General features: G+C 72.2%; 24 protein-coding genes and 1 pseudogene. 16 read left to right on the top strand and 9 right to left on the bottom strand.

The window, feature by feature from the left end:
- The 4 genes and pseudogenes from ACWED2_RS20670 to ACWED2_RS20685 form a co-directional block, all read left to right on the top strand.
- Positions 1-95, top strand: a pseudogene (locus tag ACWED2_RS20670) (histidine triad nucleotide-binding protein); the annotation flags it as partial.
- Between the two features lie 407 nt (positions 96-502).
- Positions 503-1,429 (top strand): methionyl-tRNA formyltransferase, encoded by a 927-nt coding sequence (gene fmt / locus ACWED2_RS20675; protein ID WP_449692095.1) that lies wholly within the window; start codon positions 503-505, stop codon positions 1,427-1,429.
- Positions 1,426-2,850, top strand: a complete 1,425-nt coding sequence (locus ACWED2_RS20680) for an RsmB/NOP family class I SAM-dependent RNA methyltransferase (protein WP_449692096.1) — start codon at positions 1,426-1,428, stop codon at positions 2,848-2,850. Before fmt ends, ACWED2_RS20680 begins: the two co-directional genes overlap by 4 nt.
- Positions 2,847-3,344 carry a flavoprotein gene (locus ACWED2_RS20685; RefSeq protein ID WP_449692097.1) on the top strand — a complete coding sequence of 166 codons (498 nt, stop codon included), beginning with the start codon at positions 2,847-2,849 and terminating at the stop codon, positions 3,342-3,344. The genes ACWED2_RS20680 and ACWED2_RS20685 overlap by 4 nt, the downstream gene beginning before the upstream one ends.
- Positions 3,345-3,411: 67 nt before the next feature.
- Here ACWED2_RS20685 and ACWED2_RS20690 read toward each other — a convergent pair whose 3' ends face one another.
- The 3 genes from ACWED2_RS20690 to ACWED2_RS20700 form a co-directional block, all read right to left on the bottom strand.
- Positions 3,412-4,509, bottom strand: coding sequence for a serine hydrolase domain-containing protein (locus ACWED2_RS20690; protein WP_449692098.1), 1,098 nt, complete (start codon positions 4,507-4,509; stop codon positions 3,412-3,414).
- Between the two features lie 102 nt (positions 4,510-4,611).
- Complete coding sequence (locus ACWED2_RS20695) at positions 4,612-5,271, bottom strand: response regulator (RefSeq protein ID WP_449692099.1); 660 nt, start codon at positions 5,269-5,271, stop codon at positions 4,612-4,614.
- The gene (locus ACWED2_RS20700) at positions 5,268-6,467 is read right to left on the bottom strand and encodes a sensor histidine kinase (RefSeq protein ID WP_449692100.1); all 1,200 of its coding nucleotides are present in this window, start codon (positions 6,465-6,467) and stop codon (positions 5,268-5,270) included. Before ACWED2_RS20700 ends, ACWED2_RS20695 begins: the two co-directional genes overlap by 4 nt.
- Positions 6,468-6,589: 122 nt before the next feature.
- Between ACWED2_RS20700 and rpe the strand changes: the two genes are divergently transcribed.
- The 5 genes from rpe (at position 6,590) to ACWED2_RS20725 (ending at position 10,250) form a co-directional block, all read left to right on the top strand.
- A complete protein-coding gene (gene rpe / locus ACWED2_RS20705; protein ID WP_449692252.1) occupies positions 6,590-7,261 on the top strand; it encodes a ribulose-phosphate 3-epimerase in 672 nt (223 codons plus the stop codon).
- 91 nt (positions 7,262-7,352) lie between these two features.
- Entirely contained in the window at positions 7,353-7,982 is a 630-nt protein-coding gene (locus tag ACWED2_RS20710; RefSeq protein ID WP_449692101.1) for a riboflavin synthase, read from the top strand.
- Positions 7,979-9,307 (top strand): bifunctional 3,4-dihydroxy-2-butanone-4-phosphate synthase/GTP cyclohydrolase II, encoded by a 1,329-nt coding sequence (locus ACWED2_RS20715; protein ID WP_449692102.1) that lies wholly within the window; start codon positions 7,979-7,981, stop codon positions 9,305-9,307. Before ACWED2_RS20710 ends, ACWED2_RS20715 begins: the two co-directional genes overlap by 4 nt.
- Positions 9,304-9,810 carry a 6,7-dimethyl-8-ribityllumazine synthase gene (ribH, locus tag ACWED2_RS20720; protein ID WP_176176252.1) on the top strand — a complete coding sequence of 169 codons (507 nt, stop codon included), beginning with the start codon at positions 9,304-9,306 and terminating at the stop codon, positions 9,808-9,810. The genes ACWED2_RS20715 and ribH overlap by 4 nt, the downstream gene beginning before the upstream one ends.
- The gene (locus tag ACWED2_RS20725) at positions 9,807-10,250 is read left to right on the top strand and encodes a PH domain-containing protein (RefSeq protein ID WP_191314254.1); all 444 of its coding nucleotides are present in this window, start codon (positions 9,807-9,809) and stop codon (positions 10,248-10,250) included. Before ribH ends, ACWED2_RS20725 begins: the two co-directional genes overlap by 4 nt.
- A gap of 70 nt (positions 10,251-10,320) precedes the next feature.
- On the opposite strand, the gene ACWED2_RS20730 is transcribed toward ACWED2_RS20725, so the two are convergent.
- The gene (locus ACWED2_RS20730) at positions 10,321-11,097 is read right to left on the bottom strand and encodes an exodeoxyribonuclease III (RefSeq protein ID WP_449692103.1); all 777 of its coding nucleotides are present in this window, start codon (positions 11,095-11,097) and stop codon (positions 10,321-10,323) included.
- 64 nt (positions 11,098-11,161) lie between these two features.
- Complete coding sequence (locus ACWED2_RS20735) at positions 11,162-11,884, bottom strand: S1 family peptidase (RefSeq protein WP_449692104.1); 723 nt, start codon at positions 11,882-11,884, stop codon at positions 11,162-11,164.
- A gap of 166 nt (positions 11,885-12,050) precedes the next feature.
- Between ACWED2_RS20735 and uvrC the strand changes: the two genes are divergently transcribed.
- From uvrC to ACWED2_RS20760, 5 genes are all read left to right on the top strand, one after another.
- Positions 12,051-14,006, top strand: a complete 1,956-nt coding sequence (gene uvrC / locus ACWED2_RS20740; protein WP_449692105.1) for an excinuclease ABC subunit UvrC — start codon at positions 12,051-12,053, stop codon at positions 14,004-14,006.
- A gap of 42 nt (positions 14,007-14,048) precedes the next feature.
- Positions 14,049-14,906: an RNase adapter RapZ gene (gene rapZ / locus ACWED2_RS20745; protein WP_449665199.1), complete on the top strand. Its 858-nt coding sequence runs from the start codon at positions 14,049-14,051 to the stop codon at positions 14,904-14,906.
- A 1-nt stretch (position 14,907) separates the two neighbouring features.
- Positions 14,908-15,894 (top strand): gluconeogenesis factor YvcK family protein, encoded by a 987-nt coding sequence (locus ACWED2_RS20750; RefSeq protein WP_449692106.1) that lies wholly within the window; start codon positions 14,908-14,910, stop codon positions 15,892-15,894.
- Complete coding sequence (gene whiA / locus ACWED2_RS20755) at positions 15,894-16,886, top strand: DNA-binding protein WhiA (RefSeq protein WP_043788299.1); 993 nt, start codon at positions 15,894-15,896, stop codon at positions 16,884-16,886. The genes ACWED2_RS20750 and whiA overlap by 1 nt, the downstream gene beginning before the upstream one ends.
- A gap of 159 nt (positions 16,887-17,045) precedes the next feature.
- Positions 17,046-18,074: a glucosyl-3-phosphoglycerate synthase gene (locus tag ACWED2_RS20760; RefSeq protein ID WP_449692107.1), complete on the top strand. Its 1,029-nt coding sequence runs from the start codon at positions 17,046-17,048 to the stop codon at positions 18,072-18,074.
- Here ACWED2_RS20760 and ACWED2_RS20765 read toward each other — a convergent pair whose 3' ends face one another.
- Positions 18,075-18,950, bottom strand: coding sequence for a sterol desaturase family protein (locus ACWED2_RS20765; RefSeq protein WP_449692108.1), 876 nt, complete (start codon positions 18,948-18,950; stop codon positions 18,075-18,077). It abuts the gene before it with no gap.
- 70 nt (positions 18,951-19,020) lie between these two features.
- On the opposite strand from ACWED2_RS20765, the gene ACWED2_RS20770 reads away from it, so the two are divergent.
- Both ACWED2_RS20770 and ACWED2_RS20775 read left to right on the top strand, forming a co-directional pair.
- Entirely contained in the window at positions 19,021-19,629 is a 609-nt protein-coding gene (locus ACWED2_RS20770) for a TetR/AcrR family transcriptional regulator (protein WP_449692109.1), read from the top strand.
- Positions 19,630-19,931: 302 nt separating this feature from the next.
- Entirely contained in the window at positions 19,932-20,300 is a 369-nt protein-coding gene (locus ACWED2_RS20775) for a hypothetical protein (protein ID WP_043788295.1), read from the top strand.
- 48 nt (positions 20,301-20,348) lie between these two features.
- On the opposite strand, the gene ACWED2_RS20780 is transcribed toward ACWED2_RS20775, so the two are convergent.
- From ACWED2_RS20780 to ACWED2_RS20790, 3 genes are all read right to left on the bottom strand, one after another.
- Positions 20,349-22,913 (bottom strand): PQQ-dependent sugar dehydrogenase, encoded by a 2,565-nt coding sequence (locus ACWED2_RS20780; RefSeq protein ID WP_449692110.1) that lies wholly within the window; start codon positions 22,911-22,913, stop codon positions 20,349-20,351.
- A gap of 410 nt (positions 22,914-23,323) precedes the next feature.
- Positions 23,324-24,154 (bottom strand): coproporphyrinogen III oxidase, encoded by an 831-nt coding sequence (locus ACWED2_RS20785; RefSeq protein ID WP_449692111.1) that lies wholly within the window; start codon positions 24,152-24,154, stop codon positions 23,324-23,326.
- Between the two features lie 38 nt (positions 24,155-24,192).
- A complete protein-coding gene (locus ACWED2_RS20790) occupies positions 24,193-24,630 on the bottom strand; it encodes a PPOX class F420-dependent oxidoreductase (protein ID WP_449692112.1) in 438 nt (145 codons plus the stop codon).
- Positions 24,631-24,654 lie beyond the last annotated feature (24 nt).

Raw genomic sequence — 24,654 nt, forward strand, 5'->3', positions numbered from 1 at the left:
GAACTGAGGACGAGACCCTGTTCGAACGGATCATTGGTGGGGAGATCCCCGCCGATGTCGTCTATCAGGATGAGACCACCTTTGCCTTCCGGGATTATCACGGCTTCGGGGTGGTGGGCACCGAACCCCGCCACCCGAAGCGCCCCGGGCACCTCCGGCCGAAGGCCGCTTCCACCACAGAGCACCGCAGCAACGACCGACTTCACCACCCCGCCCCCGACGGCTTCCGCCGCCCCCGACCACCGAGCCCCACGCTCGCCGAGCAGCGCCCCACGCCCCGGGGGCGCCCCCCGGTTCCAGCGTATCGAGCGCGACCGACGAAAAGCCGGCAAAGCGGCGGCGGCCGGCCTGGTTGTCCACATCGCCGCCGGGCTGTGGGCAACCCCGCCTGAGCTGCGGCCCGGCACATCGGGGCACTGGCGCGCCCCGTCCGGGCGGGCCTTCTAGACTCGGCCCCGATGTTCCAGCCACCTGAAACCCCGCTTCCGCCGGGGGTGGGCCGATGAAGCTCGTCTTCGCCGGCACTCCCGACCCGGCGGTCCCCGCCCTGCGTGCCCTGCTCGATTCCGGGCGGCACGAGGTCGTCGCCGTCGTCACGCGGCCCGATGCGCAGGCCGGGCGTGGCCGCCGCGTCCTGCGGTCGCCCGTCGGCGCGCTCGCCGATGAACACGGCATCGAGGTCCTCACGCCCGCGCGCGCCGGTGATCCGGCCTTCCTCGCGCGGCTGACCGAGCTCGCGCCGGATGCCTGCCCGGTCGTCGCCTACGGGGCGCTGCTCCCGCAGGCCGCCCTCGACATCCCGCGGCTGGGCTGGGTGAACCTGCACTTCTCGCTGCTGCCCGCGTGGCGGGGCGCCGCGCCCGTGCAGGCCGCGATCCGCGCCGGCGACGAGATCACCGGCGCCTCGACCTTCCGGATCGTCAAGGAACTCGACGCCGGCCCGGTCTACGGCGTCGTCACCGAGGCGATCGGCGCCACCGACACCGCCGGCGCGCTGCTCGGGCGGCTCGCGGAGTCCGGGGCCAAGCTGCTGCTGTCCACGATGGACGGTCTGGCCGACGGAAGCCTCGTCGCGCGGGAGCAGCCTGCCGAAGGTGTCAGCTACGCGCCGAAGGTGACCGTCGAGGACGCGCGGGTGTCGTTCGCGGACCCGGCGTCGGCGGTCGACCGGCAGATCCGGTCGGTCAGCCCGGACCCGGGCGCCTGGGCGGAGTTCCGCGGGGAACGCTTCAAGCTCGGCCCGGTCACGGTGCTCGACGAACCCGGCCCGCCGCCGGGCGAGATCGTGGTCGAACGCAAACGGGTGCTGGTCGGGACGGCGACGAAGCCGCTGCGGCTCGGCGAAGTCCAGGCACCCGGCAAGAAACGGATGGCGGCCACCGACTGGGCGCGCGGAACAAGGATCGACCAGGGAGAGCGCCTCCGGTGAACGACCACAGGGAACGACGCCCGTCACGGCCGCAGCGGGGCCGTCCGGCACCGCGCAAGGAGGGGCCGCGCCGCCCGCCGGAGGTCGACCCGGCCCGGCAGGCCGCGTTCGACGTCCTCGCGGCCGTCCGCACGAAGGACGCCTACGCCAACCTCGTCCTGCCGGACCTGCTGCGGGAACGGCGCATCACCGGCCGCGACGCCGCGCTGGCCACCGAGCTCGCGTACGGCACCTCGCGGGCGCAGGGCCTGCTCGACGCGATCATCGAGTCCTGCGCCGAGCGCCCGCTCAAGCAGACCGACCCGGCGGTGCTCGACGCGCTGCGCCTCGGCGTCTACCAGCTGCTGCGCACGCGCATCCCCGAGCACGCCGCCGTCACGTCCACTGTGGACCTCGTGCGCGCGGAAGCCGGTTCGTGGGCCACGGGTTTCGCGAACGCCATCCTGCGCAAGGTGTCCGAAAAGGACGAAGCCGCGTGGCTCGACGAGCTGGCGCCGGACGAGGCGGCCGACCCGATCGGGGCCTACGCGCTGCGCACCGCGCACCCGCGCTGGATCGCCCGCTCGTTCGCCGAAGCGCTGGGTGACAAGGGCGCCGGCCTCAAGGCGGCCCTGGAAGCCGACGACGCACGCCCCGAGGTGCACCTCGTCGCCCGCCCGGGCGAGATCAGCGCGGACGAGCTCGCCGCGATCACCGGCGGCGACCCGGCGCCGTACTCGCCGTACGGCGTGCGCCTGCCCGCCGGTGCCGGCGACCCGGCCGACGCCGAGCCGGTCCGCGAGCGGCTCGCCGCGGTGCAGGACGAGGGCAGCCAGCTCTGCGCGATCGCCGCGACGAAGGTGCCGGTCGAAGGCACCGACGAGCGCTGGCTCGACCTCTGCGCCGGGCCCGGCGGCAAGGCGGCGCTGCTCGGCGCGCTGGCCGCGCTGAGCGGGGCGTCCGTGGACGCCGTCGAGAAGGCCCCGCACCGCGCGAAGCTCGTCGAGAAGGCCACGAGCGGGTTGCCGGTGAAGGTGCGCGTCGCCGACGGGCGCGAGAGCGGCCTGGAGCCGGGTTACGACCGGATCCTCGTCGACGCGCCGTGCAGCGGGCTCGGCGCGCTGCGGCGGCGGCCGGAGGCGCGGTGGCGCCGCCAGCCCTCCGACGTCGCGGACCTGACGAAGCTGCAGGGCGAGCTGATCACCGCGGCCTACGAGCTGCTGCGGCCCGGTGGCGCGCTGACCTACGTCGTCTGCTCGCCGCACCTGGCCGAGACCGAGGGCGTCTTCGCGGAGACGGCGCGGCGGCTGAAGGCCGAGGTGCTGGACGCGCGCGAGTTCTTCCCCGGCGTCCCGGAGCTCGGCGACGGGCCGTACGTCCAGCTGTGGCCGCACCGCCACGGCACGGACGCGATGTTCTGCGCCGTGCTGCGCAAACCGTGAGGGACCTCGGGCTGGTCGCCGGCTCGTGCGGCGGGCTGGACGTCCGGTTCGCCGCCGAGCTGGCCCGCCCCGCGGCCGAGCGCGGCTGGCGCCCGGCGATCACGCTGACGCCGACCGCGCACCGCTGGCTCGACGCGACCGGCGCGCTCGCCGACGTCGCCGCCTGCACGGACCTGCCGGTCCGCAGCGTGTCCCGGCTGCCCGGCGAGCCCCGGCCGCACCCGGATCCCACGGTGTTCCTGTTCGCGCCGGCGTCGGCGAACTCGGTCGCCAAGCTCGCGCTGGGCATCGCGGACAACCAGGCGTTGACGGTGCTCGGCGACGTGCTGGGCGCGCCGGGGATCACGATGGTGGTGGCGTACCAGATCCAGGACACCCGGGTGCACCACCCGGCGTGGCAGCGCCACCTCGACACCCTCGCGGGCGCCGGGGTGACGTTGCACCGCCTGGACGTCCGGCGGCCGTGGACCGAGGCACTCGACCTGCTGCCCTGAGCCGAGGTGCTCGCGGGGGCGCCCCCCGATTTCCACGCTACCGGAGACCACCGACAATTCCGGGCGCCTAAGGGCACACCGCCGCGTCCATGGCCGCGAACAGGTGCTGGTTCGTCTCGGCCGGCGTCGGGTTCTGGTTCAGCACCACCGCCGCCCGGCGATCGCGCGGCCCCACGCCCGCCAGGTTCGTGAAGCCGATGATTCCGCCCTGGTGGCCCCAGAACACCCCGCACGACACCGGGAGGCTGCCCAGCCCGAGCCCGTAGCCCGCGCCCGGCGCGCCCAGGTCGGCCGGGACCGTCCGCTGCATCTCCGCCAGCTCGGCAGGCCGCAGGAGCCGCCCGCCCAGGAGGGCTCCGTAGAACCCGTCCAGGTCCGCCGGGGTGGAGATCAGGCCGCCCGCCGCCCAGGCGATCGTCGAGTCGAAGTCGCTGAAGTCCACCAGGTTCCCGGCGAACGGGAGGTAGCCGACGGCGTGCGGGGCCGGCAGCCGCTCGTCGCCCCGGCGGGGCAGGTACGTGTCGTGCAGGCCCAGCGGCCGGGTGATCCGGTGCGCGATCAGGTCGGTCAACGCCTTGCCGGTCACCTTCTCGGCGAGCATCCCGGCCACGATGTAGTTCGTGTTGGAATACGACCACTTCGTGCCCGGCGGGAACAGCGCCGGGTGCTGCAGCGCCATGGCCACCAGCTCGGCCGGCTCCGCTCCCCGGTGCCGCAGGGCTTCCGGGTCCGACCGGTCGATGTCGTCCGTGTAGTTGTAGAGACCGCTGGTGTGCTGGAGCAGCTGACGGACCGTGATCCGGCCGTCGGGCAGCAGCCCCGGCAGGTACCGCGCGACCGGTGCGTCGAGCCGGATCCGGCCCTCGGCGACCAGCTGCAGGACCACCGTCGCGACGAACGTCTTCGTCACGCTGCCCGCACGGAAGGAACCGTTGCGCGGGAACGGTTTCCCGGTGGCGATGTCGCCCGCGCCGCTGCGGACGACCCGGGTCCGGTGGCCGTCCTGGATCACCGCCTCGGCGCCGGGGACGCCGTCCTGCGCCGTCAGGACGTCGAGGCGTTGCTGCACCGGATCCGCAGTGGCCGCGAGCGCCGGCGCGGCGGTGGTGGCGGCGAGCAGTGCGACGAGCGTGCCGGCGGTGACGGCCCGCAGTGACTTCCGCATGGAAAGAACCCCCTGTGTCTCGGAAAACCCAGGTTAGGGCGCCGGGACGCCGGGCGGGATGGGGTGAACCACCGGATCTTCCTGCGGTTTACCCCACCATCGTCAGTGACCGTCGAGGTGGCCCGGCCGCACCACGCCCGCCTCGTACGCGATCACCACGGCCTGGCTGCGGTTGCCGGCGCCGAGCTTGGCGAAGATGTTGCCCACGTGGGTCTTCACCGTCTCCAGGCTGATCACCAGCGCCGTCGCGATGTCCTGATTGGACAGTCCGGTGGCGATGAGCCGCAGCACCTCGGCCTCGCGGCGGGTGAGCGTCTTCGCCGCCCGTGCGTGCGCGCCGCCCGGCGGCCGCCCGCGCACCAGCCGCCGGATCGCCGCCGGGAACAGCAGCGACTCGCCGGCGGCGACCGTCCGCACGGCGTGCGCGATCTCCTCCTTGCGCGCCCGTTTCAGCAGGAACCCGCTGGCCCCGGCCAGCAGCGCCTCGTGCACGTAGTCGTCGTTGTCGAACGTCGTGACGACCAGGATCTTCGGGGGATCCGCGAGCGCCGCGAGCACCTGCCGGGTGGCCTCGATGCCGTCCGTGCCGGGCATCCGGACGTCCATCAGCACGACGTCCGGCCCGGTCCGCCGCACCGCGGCCAGCACCTCGCCGCCGTCGGCCGCCTCGCCGACCACCGGCAGGCCCTGCTGCTCCAGCAGCGCCCGCAGCCCGGTGCGGACCAGCGGCTCGTCGTCGGCGAGCAGCACCGTGGGCGTCACGCTCCCGCCCGCAGCGGGATGGACGCCCGCAGCCGCCACTGCTGCCCGTCCGGGCCGGCGTCGAGCTCGCCGCGCAGCGCTTCGACGCGCTCGGCGAGCCCGGCCAGCCCGCGCCGCCCGGTCCGCGGCCCGTCGCCGGGCAGCGCGTTGACCACCGCGATGCCGAGGCGGTCCGGCCCGGCCTCGACCCGGACGTCGACCGTGCCCGGGCCGGCGTGGCGCAACGCGTTGGTCAGGCCCTCCTGCACGATCCGGTAGCCCTCGCGCGACACCGTGGCGGGCAACGCGGCGACCGGGCCGGTGACGGCCAGCCGGACGTCGAGCCCGGCTTCGCGGGCGCGCACGGCGAGGACGTCGACTTCGGCCAGGGTGCGCGTCGGCGCCTTCGCGGCCGGCTCCTCGCGCAGCAGGCCCAGGACGTGGTCGAGGTCCTCCAGGGCGCTCCGGGACGCTTCTTCGATCGTGCCGAGTGCGCGCCGCACCTGGGCGGGGTCCGCCTCGACCAGCTCGGCCGCGGCGGCCGCCTGGATCGTCGACGTCGTCAGCGTGTGCCCGATCGAGTCGTGCAGCTCGCGGGCCAGCCGGTTGCGCTGGGCGAGCACGGCCGAGCGGCGTTCGGCCCGCGCCGCGCGTTCGGTCTCCGACGGGCCGAGCAGCGCCTCCGCGCCGGTCCGGAAACCGCGGGTGGCGCCCGCGGTCAGCACCACCGCCGCGAAGAGCAGCACGACCCCGAAGGGGACGGTCCACCCGCCGAGCGGGACTTCGTCCCAGAAGAGGCTGATGGTGTCCTGGCCGCCGGCCAGCCAGACCTCGGGCACCAGCAGGCCCAGGCTCAGGAAGGCGAGCACGGTGAGCAGGATGCCGCTCAGCGCCGTGTGCAGGGCGAGCCACAGCCCCGACCGCAGCCGCGAACCGGCGTCGGGTCGCCCGTCCGGGGCCGGGACGGCGGTGCCGAGCAGGGTGTTCGCCAGGCCGATGCCGAGCCGCCGGACCGGTCCCAGCAGGCCCAGCAGCCCCATCAGCACCGCCAGGGCGAGCAAGGCGAGCAGCGCCCGCACGCGGGAGTCGGCCTCGACCGACACCGCGACAGCGAAGGCGAAGGGGGAGATCGGCACGGTGAGGACGGCACACGCGATGGCGTACGGCAGGCTGCGGTAGCTGCCGATCCGCGCCAGGGAGGCCAGGAATCCGGACATGTGGTCGAGGTTAGGGCGACCCGGGGTGCCGTGACCTCCCTCTCCGGAGCCAGATCCTGGTCACAACCGGTTAGCGAGCGTTAGCGCCGTCCTCCTACACTCGGGACGTGGCAGTCCGACCTTTGATCGCACCCAGCATCCTCGCGGCCGACTTCGCCCGGCTCGGCGACGAGATCGCCGCCGTGGCCGGCGCGGGGGAGACCCGCGCCGACTGGGTCCACGTCGACGTCATGGACGCGCACTTCGTGCCCAATCTGACCCTCGGCCTGCCCGTGGCCAAAGCGCTGATCCAGAGCACCGACCTGCCGATCGACTGCCACCTGATGATCGACGACCCGGACCGCTGGGCGGTCGGGTACGCCGAGGCCGGCGCCTACAACGTCACCGTGCACGCCGAGGCCGCGAAGGACCCGGTCGCGCTGGCGAAGAACCTGCGCGCCGCGGGCGCGAAGGCCGGCCTGTCGCTCAAGCCGGGCACCGCGCTCGAACCGTGGCTCGACGCGCTCAAGCACTACGACACGCTGCTGGTCATGTCGGTCGAGCCGGGCTTCGGCGGGCAGTCCTTCATCGCCGACGTCCTCGAGAAGGTCCGCACCGCGCGGCGCCTGGTCGACACCGGGCACCTGAAGCTGATCGTCGAAATCGACGGTGGCATCAACGCCGACACCATCGAGCAGGCCGCCGAGGCCGGCGTCGACTGCTTCGTCGCCGGCTCCGCCGTCTACGGCGCCGCCGACCCGGGCAAGGCGGTCGCCGCGCTGCGCGAGCAGGCGGCCCGCGGCCGCGCCGGCTGACCTCGCAGCGGCACCGGGGAAGCCTCCGGGCCGTGGCGGGTGTTGGATGGAAGGACCGGCTCACAGACCGGCTCACGAGGAGGCAGCGCACGTGTTCACCGGCATAGTCGAGGAGATCGGCGAAGTCACCGCGGTCGAGCAGCTGACGAACGCGGCCCGGCTGCGCGTCCGCGGCCCGCTGGTCACCAGCGACGCCGGGCACGGCGACTCGATCGCGGTCAGCGGCGTCTGCCTCACGGTCGTCGAGGTGGCGGGTGGCGAGTTCACCGTCGACGTCGTCCACGAGACGCTGCAGCGCTCCAGCCTGGCCAAGGTCGCGGTCGGCGACCGGGTCAACCTCGAGCGCGCCACCCCGGCCGGCGGCCGGCTCGGTGGGCACATCATGCAGGGCCACGTCGACGGGACCGGCGTGTTCCTCGGCCGCGACGAGAACGGCGTCACGACGTTCGCGCTGCCGAAGCACCTGGCCCGGTACGTGGTCGAGAAGGGCTCGATCGCGGTCGACGGCGTCTCGCTGACGGTCGCGGCGATCGGTGACGACCAGTTCTCGGTCGCCCTGATCCCGACCACCCTGGAAGTGACCACCCTGGGCCGCCGTGAGCCCGGTGACCTGGTCAACCTCGAGGTCGACGTGGTCGCGAAGTACGTGGAAAAGCTGGCCGAGGCACATATCCGCGACCAGGCGCACAATCGGGACGGCGGCACGGAGGAGCGGTCATGAGTGAGACGAGCGCGGCAGAGCCCGAAGCAGGCTGGACCCCCTGCGGCGCCGGAGCGGTGTTCGACGCCGACGCCATCGAGCGGGCCATCGCGGACATCGCGGCGGGCCGCCCGGTCGTCGTGGTCGACGACGAGGACCGCGAGAACGAGGGCGACCTCATCTTCGCCGCCGAGAAGGCGACGCCGGAGCTGCTGGCCTTCATGGTCCGCTACACCTCGGGGTACGTCTGCGTGGCGCTGACCGAGTCCGAAGCGGACCGGCTGGACCTGCCCCCGATGTACCACACGAACCAGGACGCGCGCGGCACCGCGTACAGCGTCACGGTCGACGCCGCGGAGGGCATCAGCACCGGCATCTCCGCCGCCGACCGCGCGCACACGATCCGGCTGCTGGCCGCCCCGTCGTCCACGGCGAAGGACTTCCGCCGCCCCGGCCACGTCGTGCCGTTGCGGGCCAAGGAAGGCGGCGTGCTGCGCCGCCCCGGGCACACCGAGGCGTCGGTCGACCTGGCCCGGATGGCCGGGCTCGCCCCCGCCGGCGTGCTCTGCGAGATCGTGTCGCAGAAGGACGAAGGCGACATGGCGCGCCGCGACGAGCTCGAGGTGTTCGCCGCCGACCACGACCTGGCGATCATCACCATCGCCGACCTGATCGCCTACCGCCGCCGCACCGAGAAGCAGGTCGAGCGGGTCGCCGAGGCCCGCATCCCGCTGGCCGCGGGCACGTTCCGCGCGGTCGGCTACGACTCGCTCCTGGACGGCATCGAGCACGTCGCGTTCGTCTACGGCGAGATCGGCGACGGCCAGGACATCCTCGTGCGCGTCCACTCCGAGTGCCTCACCGGCGACGTCTTCGGCTCGCTGCGCTGCGACTGCGGCCCGCAGCTGGAGGCGGCCCTGGAAGCGGTGGCCACCGAAGGCCGTGGCGTCGTGCTCTACATCCGCGGCCACGAGGGCCGCGGCATCGGCCTGCTGCACAAGCTGCAGGCCTACCAGCTGCAGGACGACGGCGCGGACACCGTCGACGCGAACCTCGCCCTCGGCGTCCCGGCCGACGCCCGCGACTACGGCACCGGCGCGCAGATCCTCTGCGACCTCGGCGTCCGGACCATGCGGCTGCTGTCCAACAACCCGGCCAAGCGGATCGGCCTGGAGGGCTACGGCCTGCGCGTCACCGGCCGCGTCCCGCTGCCCATCTCGCCGAACCCGGAGAACCTGCGCTACCTGCGGACCAAGCGCGACCGGATGGGCCACGACCTGGCCCAGCTGGAGCACTACGACCAGGTCGGCGCGCGCACCGAACACTCCGACGGAGGAGCACTGTGAGCGGCGAAGGCCGTCCGGACGTCAAGCTGGACCTCTCCGACTGCAAGGCGCTGAAGCTCGGCATCGTCGCCACCCGCTGGAACGCGGACATCACCGATGTCCTCCTGGAGCGGGCGCTGGTCGCGGCGAAGGAAGCCGAGCTGGAGGAGGAGCCGACGGTCGTCCACGTCGCGGGCGCGGTCGAGCTCCCGGTGGTGGCGCAGGCGCTGGCCCGCAACCACGACGCGGTGGTCGCGCTGGGTGTGGTCATCCGCGGCGGCACCCCCCACTTCGAGTACGTGTGCGACGCGGTGACGGCGGGCCTCACCCGGGTCGCGCTCGACGAGAGCACCCCGGTCGGCAACGGCGTCCTGACGTGCGACACGCACGAGCAGGCGGTCGACCGCTCGGGCCGCCCGGGCTCGAAGGAGGACAAGGGCTACGAGGCGACGGTGGCCGCCCTGGACTCCGCGCACGTGCTGCGGAGCCTGCGCCAGCCGTGGACCGAGCGGGGTTTCCAGTGAGCGTGGCGACTTCGCTGGTGATCCGCCCCCGCCGGGCGATGATCATGTGCAGCGTGCTGGCGGTGGCGCTGCTGGCGGTGTTCGTCGTGGTGGCGGTCCTGCTGCGCAACGGCGACACGGGGGTCCGCTTCCAGCGCTCCGACCAGGCGGCGATGGTGGGCATCGGCATCCTGCTGGCGTGCGGCGTGATGCTGTTCGCGATCGCGCGCGTGCGGGCCGACGCCGAGGGCATCGAGGTCCGGAACGTGCTGATCACCCGCCGGTTCGCGTGGAGCGAGGTGCTGTCGGTGAGTTTTCCCGACGGTGCGTCGTGGGCGCGGCTGGAGCTGCCGGACGACGAGTACCACGCGGTGATGGCGGTGCAGGCCGTGGACCGCGACCGGGCCGTGGAGGCGGTGCGGGCCCTGCGCAAGCTGCACCGCGCGGCCACCGGCGGCTGAGCAGTCTGCCGCGGCTCTCGTGAGTGGTAATTCGGGTTAGAACCCTAAATACCACTCACGAGAAGGGGCGTCACAAGTCCAGGTCGACCACGATCGGGGCGTGGTCCGACGGCCCCTTGCCCTTCCGCGCGTTGCGGTCCACATAGGAATCCTTCACCGCGGAGGTGAAGGCCTCGTTCCCGTACACCAGGTCGATCCGCATGCCCTTGTTGTTCGGGAAGTTCCCCGCCCGGTAGTCCCAGTACGTGAACGGGTGGTCGTACTTCAGCGGCCGGGGGAAGACGTCCGACAGGCCCAGGTCGCGCAGCCGGGCCAGTGCGTCGCGCTCCGGCTTCGTCACGTGCGTCGACTCCGCGAACAACGCGATGTCCCAGACGTCCGCGTCCGTCGGCGCCACGTTGAAGTCCCCGAGCACCGCGAACGGCCCGGCCGAAATCTCCGAAGCCACCAGCGAGTGCAGCGACGCAAGCCACTCCAGCTTGTACGCGTAGTGCGGGTTGTCCGGCTCACGTCCGTTGGGCACGTACACCGACCACAGCCGCACGCCGCCGCACGTAGCGCCGATCGCGCGGGCCTCCGAAGCCCCGTCGAACCGCGGCTCGTCCGGCAGCCCGCGGACCACGTCCGACAGGCCCACCTTCGACACGATGCCGACGCCGTTCCAGCGCCCCAGCCCGTACGCCGCTACCTCGTACCCGAGCGCTTCGACCTCGGCCGCCGGGAACGCCTCGGTCGTGTTCTTCAGCTCCTGCAGGCACAGCACGTCCGGCGCCGTCTCCTCCAGGAAACCCAGGACGCGGGGCAGGCGGGGGACGATGGAGTTCACGTTCCAGGTGGCGATCCGCATGCCCGCGAGCATCCCACAGACCACCGACAGAACCGGGACGGCGCCGGAGCGCCGCCCCGGGGACTCACACGCCCGCGGTCGTCCGGATCCAGGACCGGCTCGCCGCCACGCTCGCGTAGTTGTTCGTCCCGCGCGTGTTCGAGCCGCTCTGGTTCTGCACCGTCGACGCGACGCCGACCTGGACCCCGCCGGAGACCTGAGGGCCGCCCGAGTCGCCCTTCCACGCCGAGCCGTTGACGCCGACGCTCTGGATCGCGCGGCCGCCGTAGGCGTCCGTGGACCGGCCGGTCACCTGGACGTTCGCCGTCTTCAGCGACGTCGCCGGCGGGCCGGTCGGGGTGGTGCGGCCCCAGCCGTAGATCTGGTTGGTGCTGCCGGTCGCCGGGTCCGAGCTGCCCAGCGAGATCGGCGCGGCGCTGGTCGCCGAGGCCAGGTGCAGCAGCGCGATGTCGCCGTTCGGGGACTCGTACTCGTTGTCGACGGCGATCTTCGTGCCCGAAAGCAGCGTGTTGCTGCCGACCCGGACGTACATGCCCGAGCCGTCCTGGTCGAGGCAGTGCACCGCGGTCAGCACCCAGCGCGACGCGATGACCGTGCCCGAGCAGTTGAAGCCCTGGTAGTCGCGCCCGGCGGTGTTGACGTAGACCTGCGCGCCCCAGGAGACCGTCGGGGCGGTGGTGCCGCCGATGATGTTCGGCTGGACGCCCGCGGAGGCGACCGCGCCACCGGCGAGGGTCAGCGCGACGGCCGCGGCGGACGCGGCGCCGAGGAGACGGAGAGAGCTCACGGTGGGGATCCTTTCGGAGGGGGACCGGATCGGCCGGTCGGAAAGTAACCACCACGTCACCGAGCGGGACACCGACGAAGGTCGGAAACGGACGAACACCCTACTTCCGATGGGGCAGCCCCGGGGGCGTGCGAGAACTGTCGGTGGTGCCAAATAGGCTGGGGGAGTGGCTGACCCGACCACCTACCGTCCCTCGCCGGGGAGCATCCCGGATGCCCCTGGCGTGTACAAGTTCCGCGACGCGACCAAGCGGGTCATCTACGTCGGCAAGGCCAAAAGCCTCCGCAGCAGGCTGAACTCCTACTTCGCCGACCTCTCCGGCCTGCACCCGCGCACGCGCCAGATGGTGACGACCGCGGCGAGCGTCGAGTGGACCGTGGTCACCACCGAGGTCGAGGCGCTCCAGCTCGAGTACAACTGGATCAAGGAGTTCGACCCCCGGTTCAACGTCCGCTACCGCGACGACAAGAGCTACCCGGTGCTCGCGGTGACGCTGAACGAGGAGTTCCCGCGCCTGCACGTCTACCGCGGCGCGCGCAAGAAGGGCGTCCGGTACTTCGGCCCGTACGCGCACGCCTGGGCCATCCGCGAGACGCTCGACCTGCTGCTGCGCGTCTTCCCCGCGCGCACCTGCTCGGCCGGGGTGTTCCGGCGCCACGGCCAGATCGGCCGGCCCTGCCTGCTCGGCTACATCGACAAGTGCTCGGCGCCGTGCGTGGGCCGCGTCTCGGCGGACGAACACCGCGACATCGTCGAGGACTTCTGCGACTTCCTGGCCGGCAAGACCGACGTCATGATCAAGCGCCTCGAGGCCGAGATGGCGGCCGCCTCCGAAGAGCTCGAGTTCGAGCGGGCCGCCCGGCTGCGCGACGACCTCGGCGCGCTGCGCCGCGCCATGGAGAAGCAGGCCGTGGTGCTCGGCGACGGCACGGATGCGGACGTCGTGGCGTTCGCCCACGACGAGCTGGAAGCCGCCGTCCAGGTCTTCCACGTGCGCGGCGGCCGGGTCCGCGGCCAGCGCGGCTGGGTGATCGACAAGGCCGAGGAGATGGACGTCCCGGCCCTGGTCGACCACTTCCTCACCCAGTTCTACGGCGACGAGGCCGAGCTCGACGCCCGCGACGACGTCGACTCCGGCCCGGTCGTCCCGCGCGAGGTCCTGGTGCCGGAGCTGCCCGCGGACGCCGAGGCGGTCGCGGAGTGGCTCACCGGATTGCGCGGCTCGCGGGTGCAGCTGCGGGTGCCGCAGCGCGGCGACAAGAAGGCACTGGCCGAGACCGTGCAGCGCAACGCGGGCGAGGCGTTCACCCAGCACAAGCTGCGCCGCGCCGGCGACCTCACGGCCCGCTCGGCGGCGCTCACCGAACTGCAGGAGTTCCTCGCCCTCGACACCGCGCCGCTGCGCATCGAGTGCATCGACATCAGCCACATCCAGGGCAGCGACGTCGTGGCGTCGCTCGTGGTCTTCGAGGACGGGCTGGCGCGCAAGTCCGAGTACCGGCGCTTCGCGCTGCGCGAGGCGGCCACGGAGGGTGACGTCGCCTCGATCGCCGAGGTCGTCCGGCGCCGGTTCCACCGCTACCTCAAGGAAACCGCGGAAGAGTCGAGCACACCCGGTCTCGACCCGGAAACCGGGCGCCCGAAGAAGTTCGCCTACCCGCCGAACCTGCTGGTCGTCGACGGCGCGGGCCCGCAGGCCACGGCGGCCGCGGACGTGCTGGCCGAGCTCGGCATCACCGACATCTCCGTGGTCGGGCTGGCCAAGCGGCTGGAAGAGGTCTGGCTGCCCGCCGACCCCGATCCGGTGATCCTGCCCCGGACGTCGGAGGGGCTGTACCTGCTGCAGCGGCTGCGTGACGAGGCCCACCGCTTCGCCATCGCCTACCACCGCGAGAAGCGGTCCAAGCGGCTGCAGACGTCCGAATTGGACAGTGTGCCCGGGCTGGGGCAGGCTCGCCGCACCGCGCTGATCAAGCACTTCGGCTCGGTGAAGAAGCTCAAGCAGGCCAGGGTCGAAGAGATCGAGGCGGTGCCCGGCTTCGGCAGGCGCACCGCGGAGGCCGTGGTCGCCGCGCTGGCCGGGGAGTCCGGCGCGAGCAACGGCACAGGAGCAGGGGAGTAGGGAAACACAGTGAGTGCGCAAGAGGAGATCCGCGGCTCCGGCATGGAGGTCGCGGTCGTGTCCGGGTTGTCGGGGGCGGGCCGCAGCACGGCGGCCAAGTGCCTGGAGGACCTGGGCTGGTTCGTCGTCGACAACCTGCCTCCGGAGCTCATCGCCACCATGGTCGAGCTGGGCGCGCAGGCCCGCGGCGCGATCACGAAGGTGGCGGTGGTGATGGACGTGCGCTCGCGCGCGTTCACCGACGACCTGGCCTCGGTGATCAAGGACCTCGACGCCCGGGGCTACAAGCCGCGGGTGCTGTTCCTGGAGGCGACCGACGCGGTGCTGGTCCGGCGCTTCGAGGCCGTCCGCCGCGGCCACCCGATGCAGGGCGACGGCCGGCTCGCCGACGGCATCACCGCGGAGCGGACGCTGCTGGAGCCGCTGCGCGAAGAGGCCGACCTGGTGCTCGACACGTCGTCGCTGTCGGTGCACGACCTGCGCGCCAAGATCGAGGACGCGTTCGGCTCCGAGTCGAGCACCCAGACCCGGGTCACCGTGCTGTCCTTCGGCTACAAGTACGGCCTGCCGATGGACGCCGACCTGGTGATGGACGTCCGCTTCCTGCCGAACCCGTTCTGGATCCCGGAGCTGCGCGAGCACACCGGGCTCGACGGCGAGGTCCGCAACTACGTCCTCTCCCAGGAGGGGGCCGAGGAGTTCCTCGACCGCTACCACCAGCTGCTGCGGCTGATCGGCGCCGGTTACAAGCGCGAGGGCAAGCGGTACCTGACGCTCGCCGTGGGCTGCACCGGCGGCAAGCACCGCAGCGTGGCGCTTTCGGTCGAGCTCGCCGAACGTCTGTCCAAAGAGGACGGTATGGCCGTGAAGGTGGTGCACCGCGACCTTGGTCGTGAATAACGTGCGCGCGGTCGCTCTCGGGGGCGGCCACGGACTGCACGCCACGTTGTCCGCGGTGCGGCGGGTGACCCCCGACGTCACCGCGGTCGTGACCGTGGCCGACGACGGCGGATCGTCCGGCAGGCTGCGGCGCGAACTCGGCCTGCTGCCGCCGGGCGACCTGCGGCAGGCGTTCGCCGCCTTCGCCGCGGAGGACGGCGGCACGCTGTGGGCCGAGGTGTTCCAGCACCGCTTCGGCGGCGACGGCGCACTGGCCGGGCACGCGGTGGGGAACCTGTTGCTGGCCGGGCTCTTCGAGGTGCTCGGCGACCCGGTCGCCGCGCTCGACGAGGCCTGCCGGCTGATGGGCGTCTCGGGCCGGGTGCTGCCGATGTCGCCGGAACCCCTCGACATCGAGGGCCAGGTCAGCGGGCTCGACAGCGAGGATCCGGCGGCGTTGCGCACGATCCGCGGTCAGGTCGCGGTGGCGACCACCCCGGGGCAGGTGCAGCGCGTGAGCCTGCGCTCGACCGGCCGGTCGGGGCGCCCGCCGCTGGCGTGCGAAGAAGCGGTGGAAGCGGTGCTGACCGCCGACGTCGTCTTCCTCGGGCCCGGCTCCTGGTTCACCAGCGTGCTGCCGCACCTGCTCGTCCCGGGGCTGCACGACGCGCTCGTGCACACGGCCGCGACGAAGGTGCTCGTGCTCAACCTTGTCCCCCAGCCGGGGGAAACCGCGGGATTCTCGCCGGAGCGGCATCTCGACGTACTCTTCGAGCACGCGCCCGATCTACGGGTCGACGCGGTGATCGCGGACCGCGATTCCGTGCCCGACCCGGCGAATCTCCGCCGCGCGGCGCAGCGGCTGGGCGGCCGCGCGCACCTGGGGGCGGTCGCCGACCCGGAAGTACCGGGACGGCATGATCCTGATGCGCTCGCGTTGTGCATGCGGGAGGCTCTCGGTCTCGGCGGGGAGCACGGGGGAGGAGCGAAAGGCAGGGAGGGGCAGTAATGGCGATGACCGCCGCGGTGAAGGACGAGCTGAGCCGGCTGGAGATCACGAAGATCGGGCCGCGCCGGGCGGAGGTCGCGTCGCTGCTTCGCTTCGCCGGCGGGCTGCACATCGTGGCCGGCCGGGTGGTCGTGGAGGCGGAGCTGGACACGGGCTCGGTCGCGCGACGGCTGCGCAAGGAGATCCACGAGCTGTACGGCCACCATTCGGACGTCCACGTCATCACCGCCAGCGGCGGGCTGCGCAAGGGCACCCGGTACGTCGTGCGCGTGGTGAAGGACGGCGAGGGCCTGGCCCGCCAGACCGGCCTGATCGACCAGCGCGGCCGCCCGGTGCGCGGGCTGCCCGCGGCCGTGGTGTCCGGGGGAGTGGCCGACGCGGAAGCGGCGTGGCGGGGCGCGTTCCTCGCCCACGGGTCGCTGACCGAACCGGGCCGCTCGTCGTCGCTCGAGGTGACGTGCCCCGGCCCGGAAGCGGCGCTGGCGCTGGTGGGCGCGGCGCGCCGGATGGGCATCCAGGCGAAGTCCCGTGAGGTCCGCGGCGCGGACCGGGTGGTGGTCCGCGACGGCGACGCGATCGGCGCGCTGCTGACCCGCCTCGGCGCGCACGCGAGCGTCCTGCAGTGGGAAGAGCGGCGGATGCGCCGCGAGGTCCGCGCGACGGCGAACCGCCTGGCCAACTTCGACGACGCGAACCTGCGCCGCTCGGCCCGCGCGGCGGTGGCCGCGGCGGCCCGCGTGGAGCGGGCGCTGGAGATCCTCGGCGACACGGCCCCGGACCACCTCCTGGCGGCGGGCCGGCTGCGGCTGTCCAACCGGCAGGCGTCCCTGGAGGAGCTGGGGCAGCTGTCGGACCCGCAGATGACGAAGGACGCGGTGGCGGGCCGGATCCGGCGGCTGCTGGCGATGGCCGACAAGCGGGCCAAGGACCTGAACATCCCGGACACCGAGTCGGCCGTGACGCCGGAGATGCTGGAAGAAGAGGACGCGTAGGCCCAGCCGGCCCGCGCGATCGCACTGTCGTCGTGTTAACGGGATCGGTGCCGCCGCGCCGATCTCGTAACACCCCGGTAGCACCGGGGAGTGGCCGCCGAAACGCGGGCCCTCGAACCTCGGTCGGGAGGGATACGCCGAACGAGGGAAGGGGAAGGCATGCGCACGACCAACGCGCGGCTGCAGGTGTCACCGGAGGTCGGCACCTGGCTCGCCCGGCGCAGCAGCAAGGCGGGCGACTGGACGGCCGAGGAGCTGGTCGCGGCCAAACGCGGCACCACCGTTTCCGTCGTCATCCCGGCCCGGAACGAGGAAGCCACCGTCGGCGCGATCGTCACCGCCATCCGCGAGGAGCTCCGGGAGCACCACCGGCTGGTCGACGAGATCCTCGTCGTGGACAGTCACTCGACCGACGCCACCGCCGAGGTGGCCGCCGCGGCCGGGGCGCGCGTGGTCGCGCAGGACGCCGTCTTCCCCGCCCTCGAAGGCCTGCAGGGCAAGGGTGAGGCCCTGTGGAAGGGCGTCGCGGCGACGACCGGCGACCTCGTCGTCTTCGTCGACGGCGATCTCTACGACTTCACCACGAGCTACGTCACCGGGCTGCTCGGCCCGCTGCTCACCGACCCGTCCGTGGCCTACGTCAAGGGCTTCTACCACCGTCCCCTCAACGGCGCGGCGGGCAGCGAACCCGAAGGCGGTGGCCGCGTCACCGAGCTGGTCGCGCGGCCGCTGCTCAACATGTTCTGGCCGGAGCTGTCCGGGTTCGTCCAGCCGCTGGCCGGCGAGTACGCGGGGCGGCGAGAGGTGCTGGAGGGCATCCCGTTCGTCGTGAACTACGGCGTCGAGATCGGGCACCTCATCGACCTGCTGGAGCTGCGTGGCCTCGACGCGCTGGCCCAGGTCGACCTCGGCCACCGCGTGCACCGGCACCAGAGCACGCAGGCGCTCGGCCGGATGTCCGGGCAGATCATGCAGACGTTGTTCGACCGCCTGGAGCGCTACGACCGGCTGGTCACGGCCATCCCGCCGGCCACGATGCTGGCGCAGTTCCAGCGCGGCGCGTCGGCGGACGGCGTCGAGCGGGAACTGGTGCTGACCGACCTGACGTCCCGGCAGCGCCCGCCGCTGGCGAGCCTGCCGGTGACGCTGCGCCCGGAGAACGAGCGGACCCTGCAGGACACCGCCTAGTCATTCGGCGGGCGCGAGCGCGCGAGCTCCGACGGGCTGCCAGCCAGGCGGCCCGAACACGTAGCCCGCGCGCTCGCGCCACGTCCGGGCCCTGCGCAGGTCGCGCAGGATCGAGCCGTACTCGTGGAAGCCCACGCGCAGCAGGTTGTACGTCCCGATGTTGGTCGTCAGCCCGTACGTCGGCCGCCGGCCTTCGGGGACGAAGCTGCCGAACATGCGGTCCCAGATGATCAGGATGCCGCCGTAGTTGGAATCCAGGTACGCCTCGTCGCTGCCGTGGTGGACGCGGTGGTGGGACGGGGTGTTGAAGACGTACTCGAACCAGCGGGGCAGCTTGCCGACCTTCTCGGTGTGCACGAAGAACTGGTAGACGAGGTCGATCGACAGCCCGGTCAGGATCATCCACGGCGGGATGCCGCACAGCGCCAGCACCGACCAGAACGGCAGCTGGAAGTACGGCGTCCACTTCTGCCGCAATGCCGTCGAGAAGTTGTAGTGCTCGCTGGAGTGGTGCACCTGGTGGCCGGCCCAGAGCAGCCGCACGCGGTGGCTGGCCCGGTGGTAGGCGTAGAACACGAGCTCCTGGCCGAGCAGCATGAGCACCCACGTCCACCAGTCGCGCGGGTCGAGCTTGACCGGGGCCAGTTCGAACAGCGCCGCGAACACGACCAGCATCACCAGCCGGAACAGCGCGTTGACGCCGACGGCGACCGTGCCCATCAGCATGCTCGTCCGGGTGTCGGCGACGCTGTAGCCGACGACGCCGTCATCGTGGCCGAGCACGTGCACCGCGACGATTTCGATCGTCACGAACAGCACGAACACCGGAATCGCGAACAGCACGGGATCGCGCAGGTGCGCGAGGAACTCGGCCACGTTGCCTCCTCGGATCTGACCGTGCGGTAACTTACCTTCGGGTCACTTTACGCACGGTAGGCTCTCCGGTGTGACGGAGTCAAGGCCGGTCGGGACCAAGGGGATGCCCCGCGAAGAGCGCGAAGCCCAGCTCGTCGTGGCCGGCACCGAGGAGTTCGGCCGGGCGGGGTACGCGGGCGCGTCGATGGTCGAGATCGCGCGCCGGGTCGGGGTCACGAAGCCGTTGCTGTACCAGTACTTCGGCTCGAAGGACGGCCTGTACCTGGCCTGCCTGCACCGCGCGGGCGGCCGCCTCACCGACGGCGTGGCGGCGACCATGGCGGCCGGCGGCGAGCCCGACCAGATGCCGCTCAAGGTGCTTTCGGCGATCTTCACGACGTTCGACCACGACCGGTACGCGTGGCGCCTCCTGCGCGACGCCACGGTGCCGTCGACGGGCGACATCGCCGCCGCGGCCGCGGACTACCGCCGCCGGCTCGACGCGTTCGCCGTGCTGGGCGCGACCCAGCTGCTGACCTCCCGCGGCCTGACCGACCCGGCGGACATCGAGGCGGTGGCGCAGGTGTGGACCGGGGTGGTCGACTCGCTGATCAGCTGGTGGATCGACCGGCCGGAGGAAGACGCGGAGGCGATGACGGCCCGCTGCGCGCGGATCATGGGCGGCCTGTTCGGCTGGTGATCACCGGCTCCCGATCGGCTCGGCCAATGCCCTCGAACGGCGCTCCGGCCTCGTCGTGCACGTAGATCTGTCCATAGTGGACGTAAACCTCGCTGTGGACCACGGTTCGCATGGCGGCAAGCGCCGGCATTTCCGGGTTCGGGTGGCGGGGCCCGGATGTCGCTGACAGTTTCGGTTTGCCGCTTTTGCCCGCTTCGGTCGACACGGAGAGTGCTCTTCCGAAATTCGTTGCTCGAATGGCGTAGCGAAACCGCCCCGGTTCGCGATTAATCTGGGAAGCCGTCCCGTCGAGAGGTTGCCCCATGCCCGAACCAGCCGCATCCGTCCCGGCCGATCCTCGGCTCGCTGCGCGATTCACCGAGGATCTGCTCGACGGATGCCGGGTTCTCGCCAAGGATTACGGCTACCGGCCCGCCCAGTTCGAACGCATGGTGCGCGAACACGGCGGCGTCGAGGCGGCCCGGCTGCTGTTGCGCGGGGCCGGCACCGCGGGCGGGTTCACCGTGCTCTGGGAGAAGAACCAGCTCGGCCGCAGCTCCGAGGCGGTCATGCTGCGCGAGGAGTACGCCGAGCTGTTCACCCCCGACGAGCTCCTGCTGGCCCGCCGCCGGCTGGAGGAACACGGCTTCGACGTCGACGCCCACCTGCGCCGGGTGGCGGAGTCGCAGTGAGGGCGGCAGGGGTGACCGGCGCCGCTCCGGTCACCCCTGCCGCGGCTTCTAGGCGGCCGCGCTGGACTTGCCGCGCAGCACCACGTTGGCCGTCGACGCGCCCTTGATCGCCGTCTCGATCTGGGCCATCGTCGAAGACGACGTCAGACCGGGGACGGTCGCGGTGTTCAGGGCGTAGAGCGTGAACGTGTACGGGTGGCTCGAGCCGCCCGGGCAGGGGCCGAAGAACTTCTGCGCGTTCGCCCCGCTGCCCATCGCCTTCTGTTTCGCGCCACCCTGGTTCGGCACGGTGTACCCCGCGCCGAGTCCCTCCGGCAGCGACCGGGTGGCCGCCGGCACGTCCCAGATCGCCCAGTGCAGCTTGTTGCCGCTGTTGGCGACGTCGGCGAACACGATGGCGTAGCCCTTGGCGCCTTCAGAAGCACCCCACGCCAGCGGCGGCGACGGGTCCTGGCCCGCCGTGCCGTCCCCGGCGCAGGTGTACTTGTCCGGGATGGTGGCGTTGTCGGCGAAGGCGGAGCTGGTCAGCTTGAAGCCGCCGGGCGTGCTGCCGCCCGGGAACTTCAGCCGCACGATCACGTTGTCCAGCACCGACGGCGTGCCGCCGTTCTTGTCGTTGTTCGTCGAGGTCAGCCAGAGCCCGCCGTCCGGGGTCTTGGTGACCGAGCGCAGCCGGCCCCAGCGGCCGGAGAACAACGTCGACACCGTGCCGACACCCGTGCCCGCCGCGTTGATCTGCGTGGCGAACAGCTGCTGCCCGGTGACGCCGGCGATGTAGATCCAGTCGTTGACGATCTCCACGCCGCTCGGCCCGGCCTGCGACGTCGACCAGGTCTTCTTCGGGGCGATGAAGCCGCTGCAGCTGCCCTGCGTGCCTTCACAGCTGGGCCAGCCGAAGTTGCCGCCCTTCTGGATCAGGTTGAGCTCGTCCTGGCTGCTCTCGCCGAACTCCGCCGCCCACAGCTGGCCGCGGGAGTCCCAGGCCAGGCCCTGCGGGTTGCGGTGGCCGTAGCTCCAGACGTACCGGGCGTTGCCGCCGGTGGCGTAGAACGGGTTGTCGCTCGGGGCCGAGCCGTCCGGGTTGAGCCGCAGGATCTTGCCGTTGAGCGAGCTCTTGTTCTGCGCGTTGTCGCTGTTCTTGGCGTCGCCGACGGTGGCGTACAGCTTGCCGTCCGGCCCGAACTTGATCCGGCCGCCGTTGTGGTAGCGGTTCTTCGCGATCCCGGTCAGCACCGGTGTCGACGTCGACGACAGCGTGGTGCCGTCGTAGGTCATCTTCACGATCCGGTTGTCCCCGGATGCCGTGTGGTACAGGTAGACCGCGTGGTCGGACGCCCAGTTCGGCGAGATCGCCAGGCCGAGCAGCCCGCCTTCGCCGTTCGTGCCGACCGCGCCCGGCACCTTGCCCAGCGTGGTCTTCTGGCCGGACGGCGTCACGAGCAGGATCTCGAACCGGTCCCGCTCGGTCACCAGCGCGTTGCCGTTCGGCAGGAAGTCCACCGACCAGCCGAGGTCGACCTTCGCGATGTCCTTGTCGTACTCCGGGATGCCCCCGGCGCCGCCCGGGGCGCTGGTCTTCGCCGTGACGGCGTTGCTGGCGGCCGAGGTGTTGCCGTCGGGGTCACGGGCCTTGACGGTGAAGGTGTAGGAGGTGTTCGGGCTGAGGTCGGTGACCGTCGTGCTCAGTGACGTCGTGGTCGCGACCTTGGCCGAGCCCTGGTAGACGTCGTAGCCGGCGATGGTGCCGCCGTTGTCCGTGGAAGCGTTCCACGCCAGGGAGACGCTGTTCGCGGTGACACTCGTGGAGCGCAGGTTGCCCGGCACGCTGGGCGGGGTGGTGTCGTCGCTCGGCGGCGTGGTGAAGGTGACCACGTTGCTCTGCTGCGACGGGTTGCCCGCGGCGTCGAATGCGCCGACGGAGATGTCGTAGGCGGTGTTCGGCGTCAGGTTGTCGACGGTCGCGCTCGTGGTGTTCCCGTCGACGGTCTTGAGGATGTTGCCGCCGCGGTTGATCTCGTAGCGGACGACGCCGACGTTGTCCGTCGCGGCGGTCCAGGAGAAGGTCGCGGCCGTCGGCAGGATGTTGCTCGCCTTGAGGTTCGACGGCGGTGACGGCGGTTCGCCGTCGACCGGCGCGGTGAAGGTGTCGGTGAGCTTGTCGGCGTTCGGGCCGCCGTTGGCGGTGGTCGCGGTGGTGCGGACCTTGTTGACCCCGGCGGTGAGCTGGACGGTCGCGGTGACGGTCTTCCAGGTGGTCCACGCGCCGGTGGCGGGGAAGTCGACGGTGCCCTTGTCGCCGCCGTCGACGGTCAGCTTCACCGGCCGGTTGTCGGCGGTTCCGTTGGCGTAGCGGAAGGTCAGGGTGTGCGTGCCCGCCTGGGCCGCGTTCACGGAGTATTCGACGTAGCTGCCGACGACGTTGTCGAAGTTCACGAACCCGGTGCCGCTGTAGCCGGCGTGGTTCGACTCGACCGCGCCCTGGACGATGGTGGCGTTCTCGGACTCGTAGTCGGTGTCGGCCGCGAAAGCGTTTACCGGAGTGAGCGCGGTGAGGCCGAGCGCCGCGACCGCGGTACCGGCCAGTACCGCGCGCCACGGTGGACGGGGTGCCACTGGGAGCCTCCTGCGTTGTCGGGGGACAGGGGGTGACCGGGGCGGAATGGTCGGCGGACCACCGGCGGCAATAGTTAGTAAAGTTTCCTATCTATGGAACAGATCACACACCCTGGGAGCGGGCCCTGTCAATACTCGACACGATGGCTCACGCGGCGTGCCAACGGTTTCCCGCTCAGCGGGGCGGCGGCCGGGCGGCTGCACCGACCGGCGGGGCGGCTGCACCGACCGGCGGGGCGGCTGCACCCGGGCAGCGGGGCGGCTGCACCCGGGCAGCGGGGCGGCTGCGCCGGAGCGGCCGGGCGGCTGCACCCCGGGCGGCCGGTACCGGCGGTCCCGAGCGTCCCCATCAGGGCGCTCCGGTGCGGCGGATCGGCCGGAGCCCGCCGGGGCGCCCCCCGTTTTCGACTCTACCGGCGGGCACCGACAGTTTCGGCCGCCCAGTCACGCGGAACGAGGAACGACGCCAGCTCGGCCTCCGCGCTCCCCGGCTCGGGCGTGAACTCCGACTCCCACCGCGCCAGCGGCGGCAGCGCCGCGAGGATCGCGTCGGAGTCGGCCTGCACCGCCGTTGCCGCGTCGTGGACCAGCGTGAACTCCACGTACCGGCCCCGGCGGTAGAGCTGCCACTGCCGCTCGCGCTCGCCGTGCGGCATGTCCTTGCGCCGTCGCACGATCGGGAAGTACGCCGGGGCGATCGCGGCGATGCCCGCCGCCGTGAACGCCGCCGAGCGCCGCCAGCCGTCCGGGCCGGGCAGGCGCAGGTGGTCGAAGAGGATGCCGCCGATGCCGCGGGCTTCGTCGCGGTGGGGGAGCCGGAAGCGGTCGTCGCACGCCCGCTTCGCCTGCGCGTGGAACGCCGGGTCGAGTGTGTCGCAGTAGTGCTTCAGGACGCGGTGGAAGTGCGTCGCGTCCGCGGCGAAGCCGTAGCAGGGGAGGAGGTCGACGCTGCCGCCGAACCACCACGAGTCCGCGGCTTCGCGGTAGCGGAAGTGCGCCTGGAACGCCGGGACGTACGGGTTGCGCGGGTGCAGCACGACCGACAGCCCGGCCGCGAAGAAGTCGTCGGAAAACGCCGCGCTGACGACGGCGCGTTCGAAGACTTCGCCGTTCTCCAGCCGCCGCGTGCGGCCGGACCGGCCGAAGCGCCCGCCGTCGAGGCGTTCCAGCTCGGCCACCAGCTCCCGCTGCCCGGCGCTGAAGATCGCCTTGACGGCGTCCCGTCTGTCTCCCGAAGGCATACCCCCACCCCCGGGGGCAGATTACCAGCGAAACGGGGTCAGCCGGCGATGTCGGCGCGCGCGATCACCTTGGTGATCTTCGCCCGGACGAGGGATTCCTCGGGCACGGCGTTGCGCTTGCCGTACGCCTCGGCCTGCTCGGCGCCCATGTAGCGGCCGCCCAGCTTGGTGGCCCACGTGAGCATCTCGTCGAGGTCGTGGGTCAGCCGCGCCTCGGCGGTGAACTGGACGTAGGAGAACGGCGGCTTCTGGTCGTCGACGGCCAGCGAGATGCGGCCGTCGCGGGCGATGGCCTTGCCCTTGAGCGTCTCGGTGCCGGTGGTGAAGATCAGCTCGTCGCCGTCCGGGCCCTCGTTCAGCAGGAACCAGATCGGCGTCACGATCGGGGAGCCGTCCTTCCTGACCAGGCCCAGCATGCCCGTCCGGGTCCCCTCGGAAGCGAACTTCCACCACTCTTCGCGGCTCATCTCACGCATGTGAGCGACGTTAGTCTGTCACCC

Source organism: Amycolatopsis sp. NPDC005003 (genome assembly GCF_053600695.1).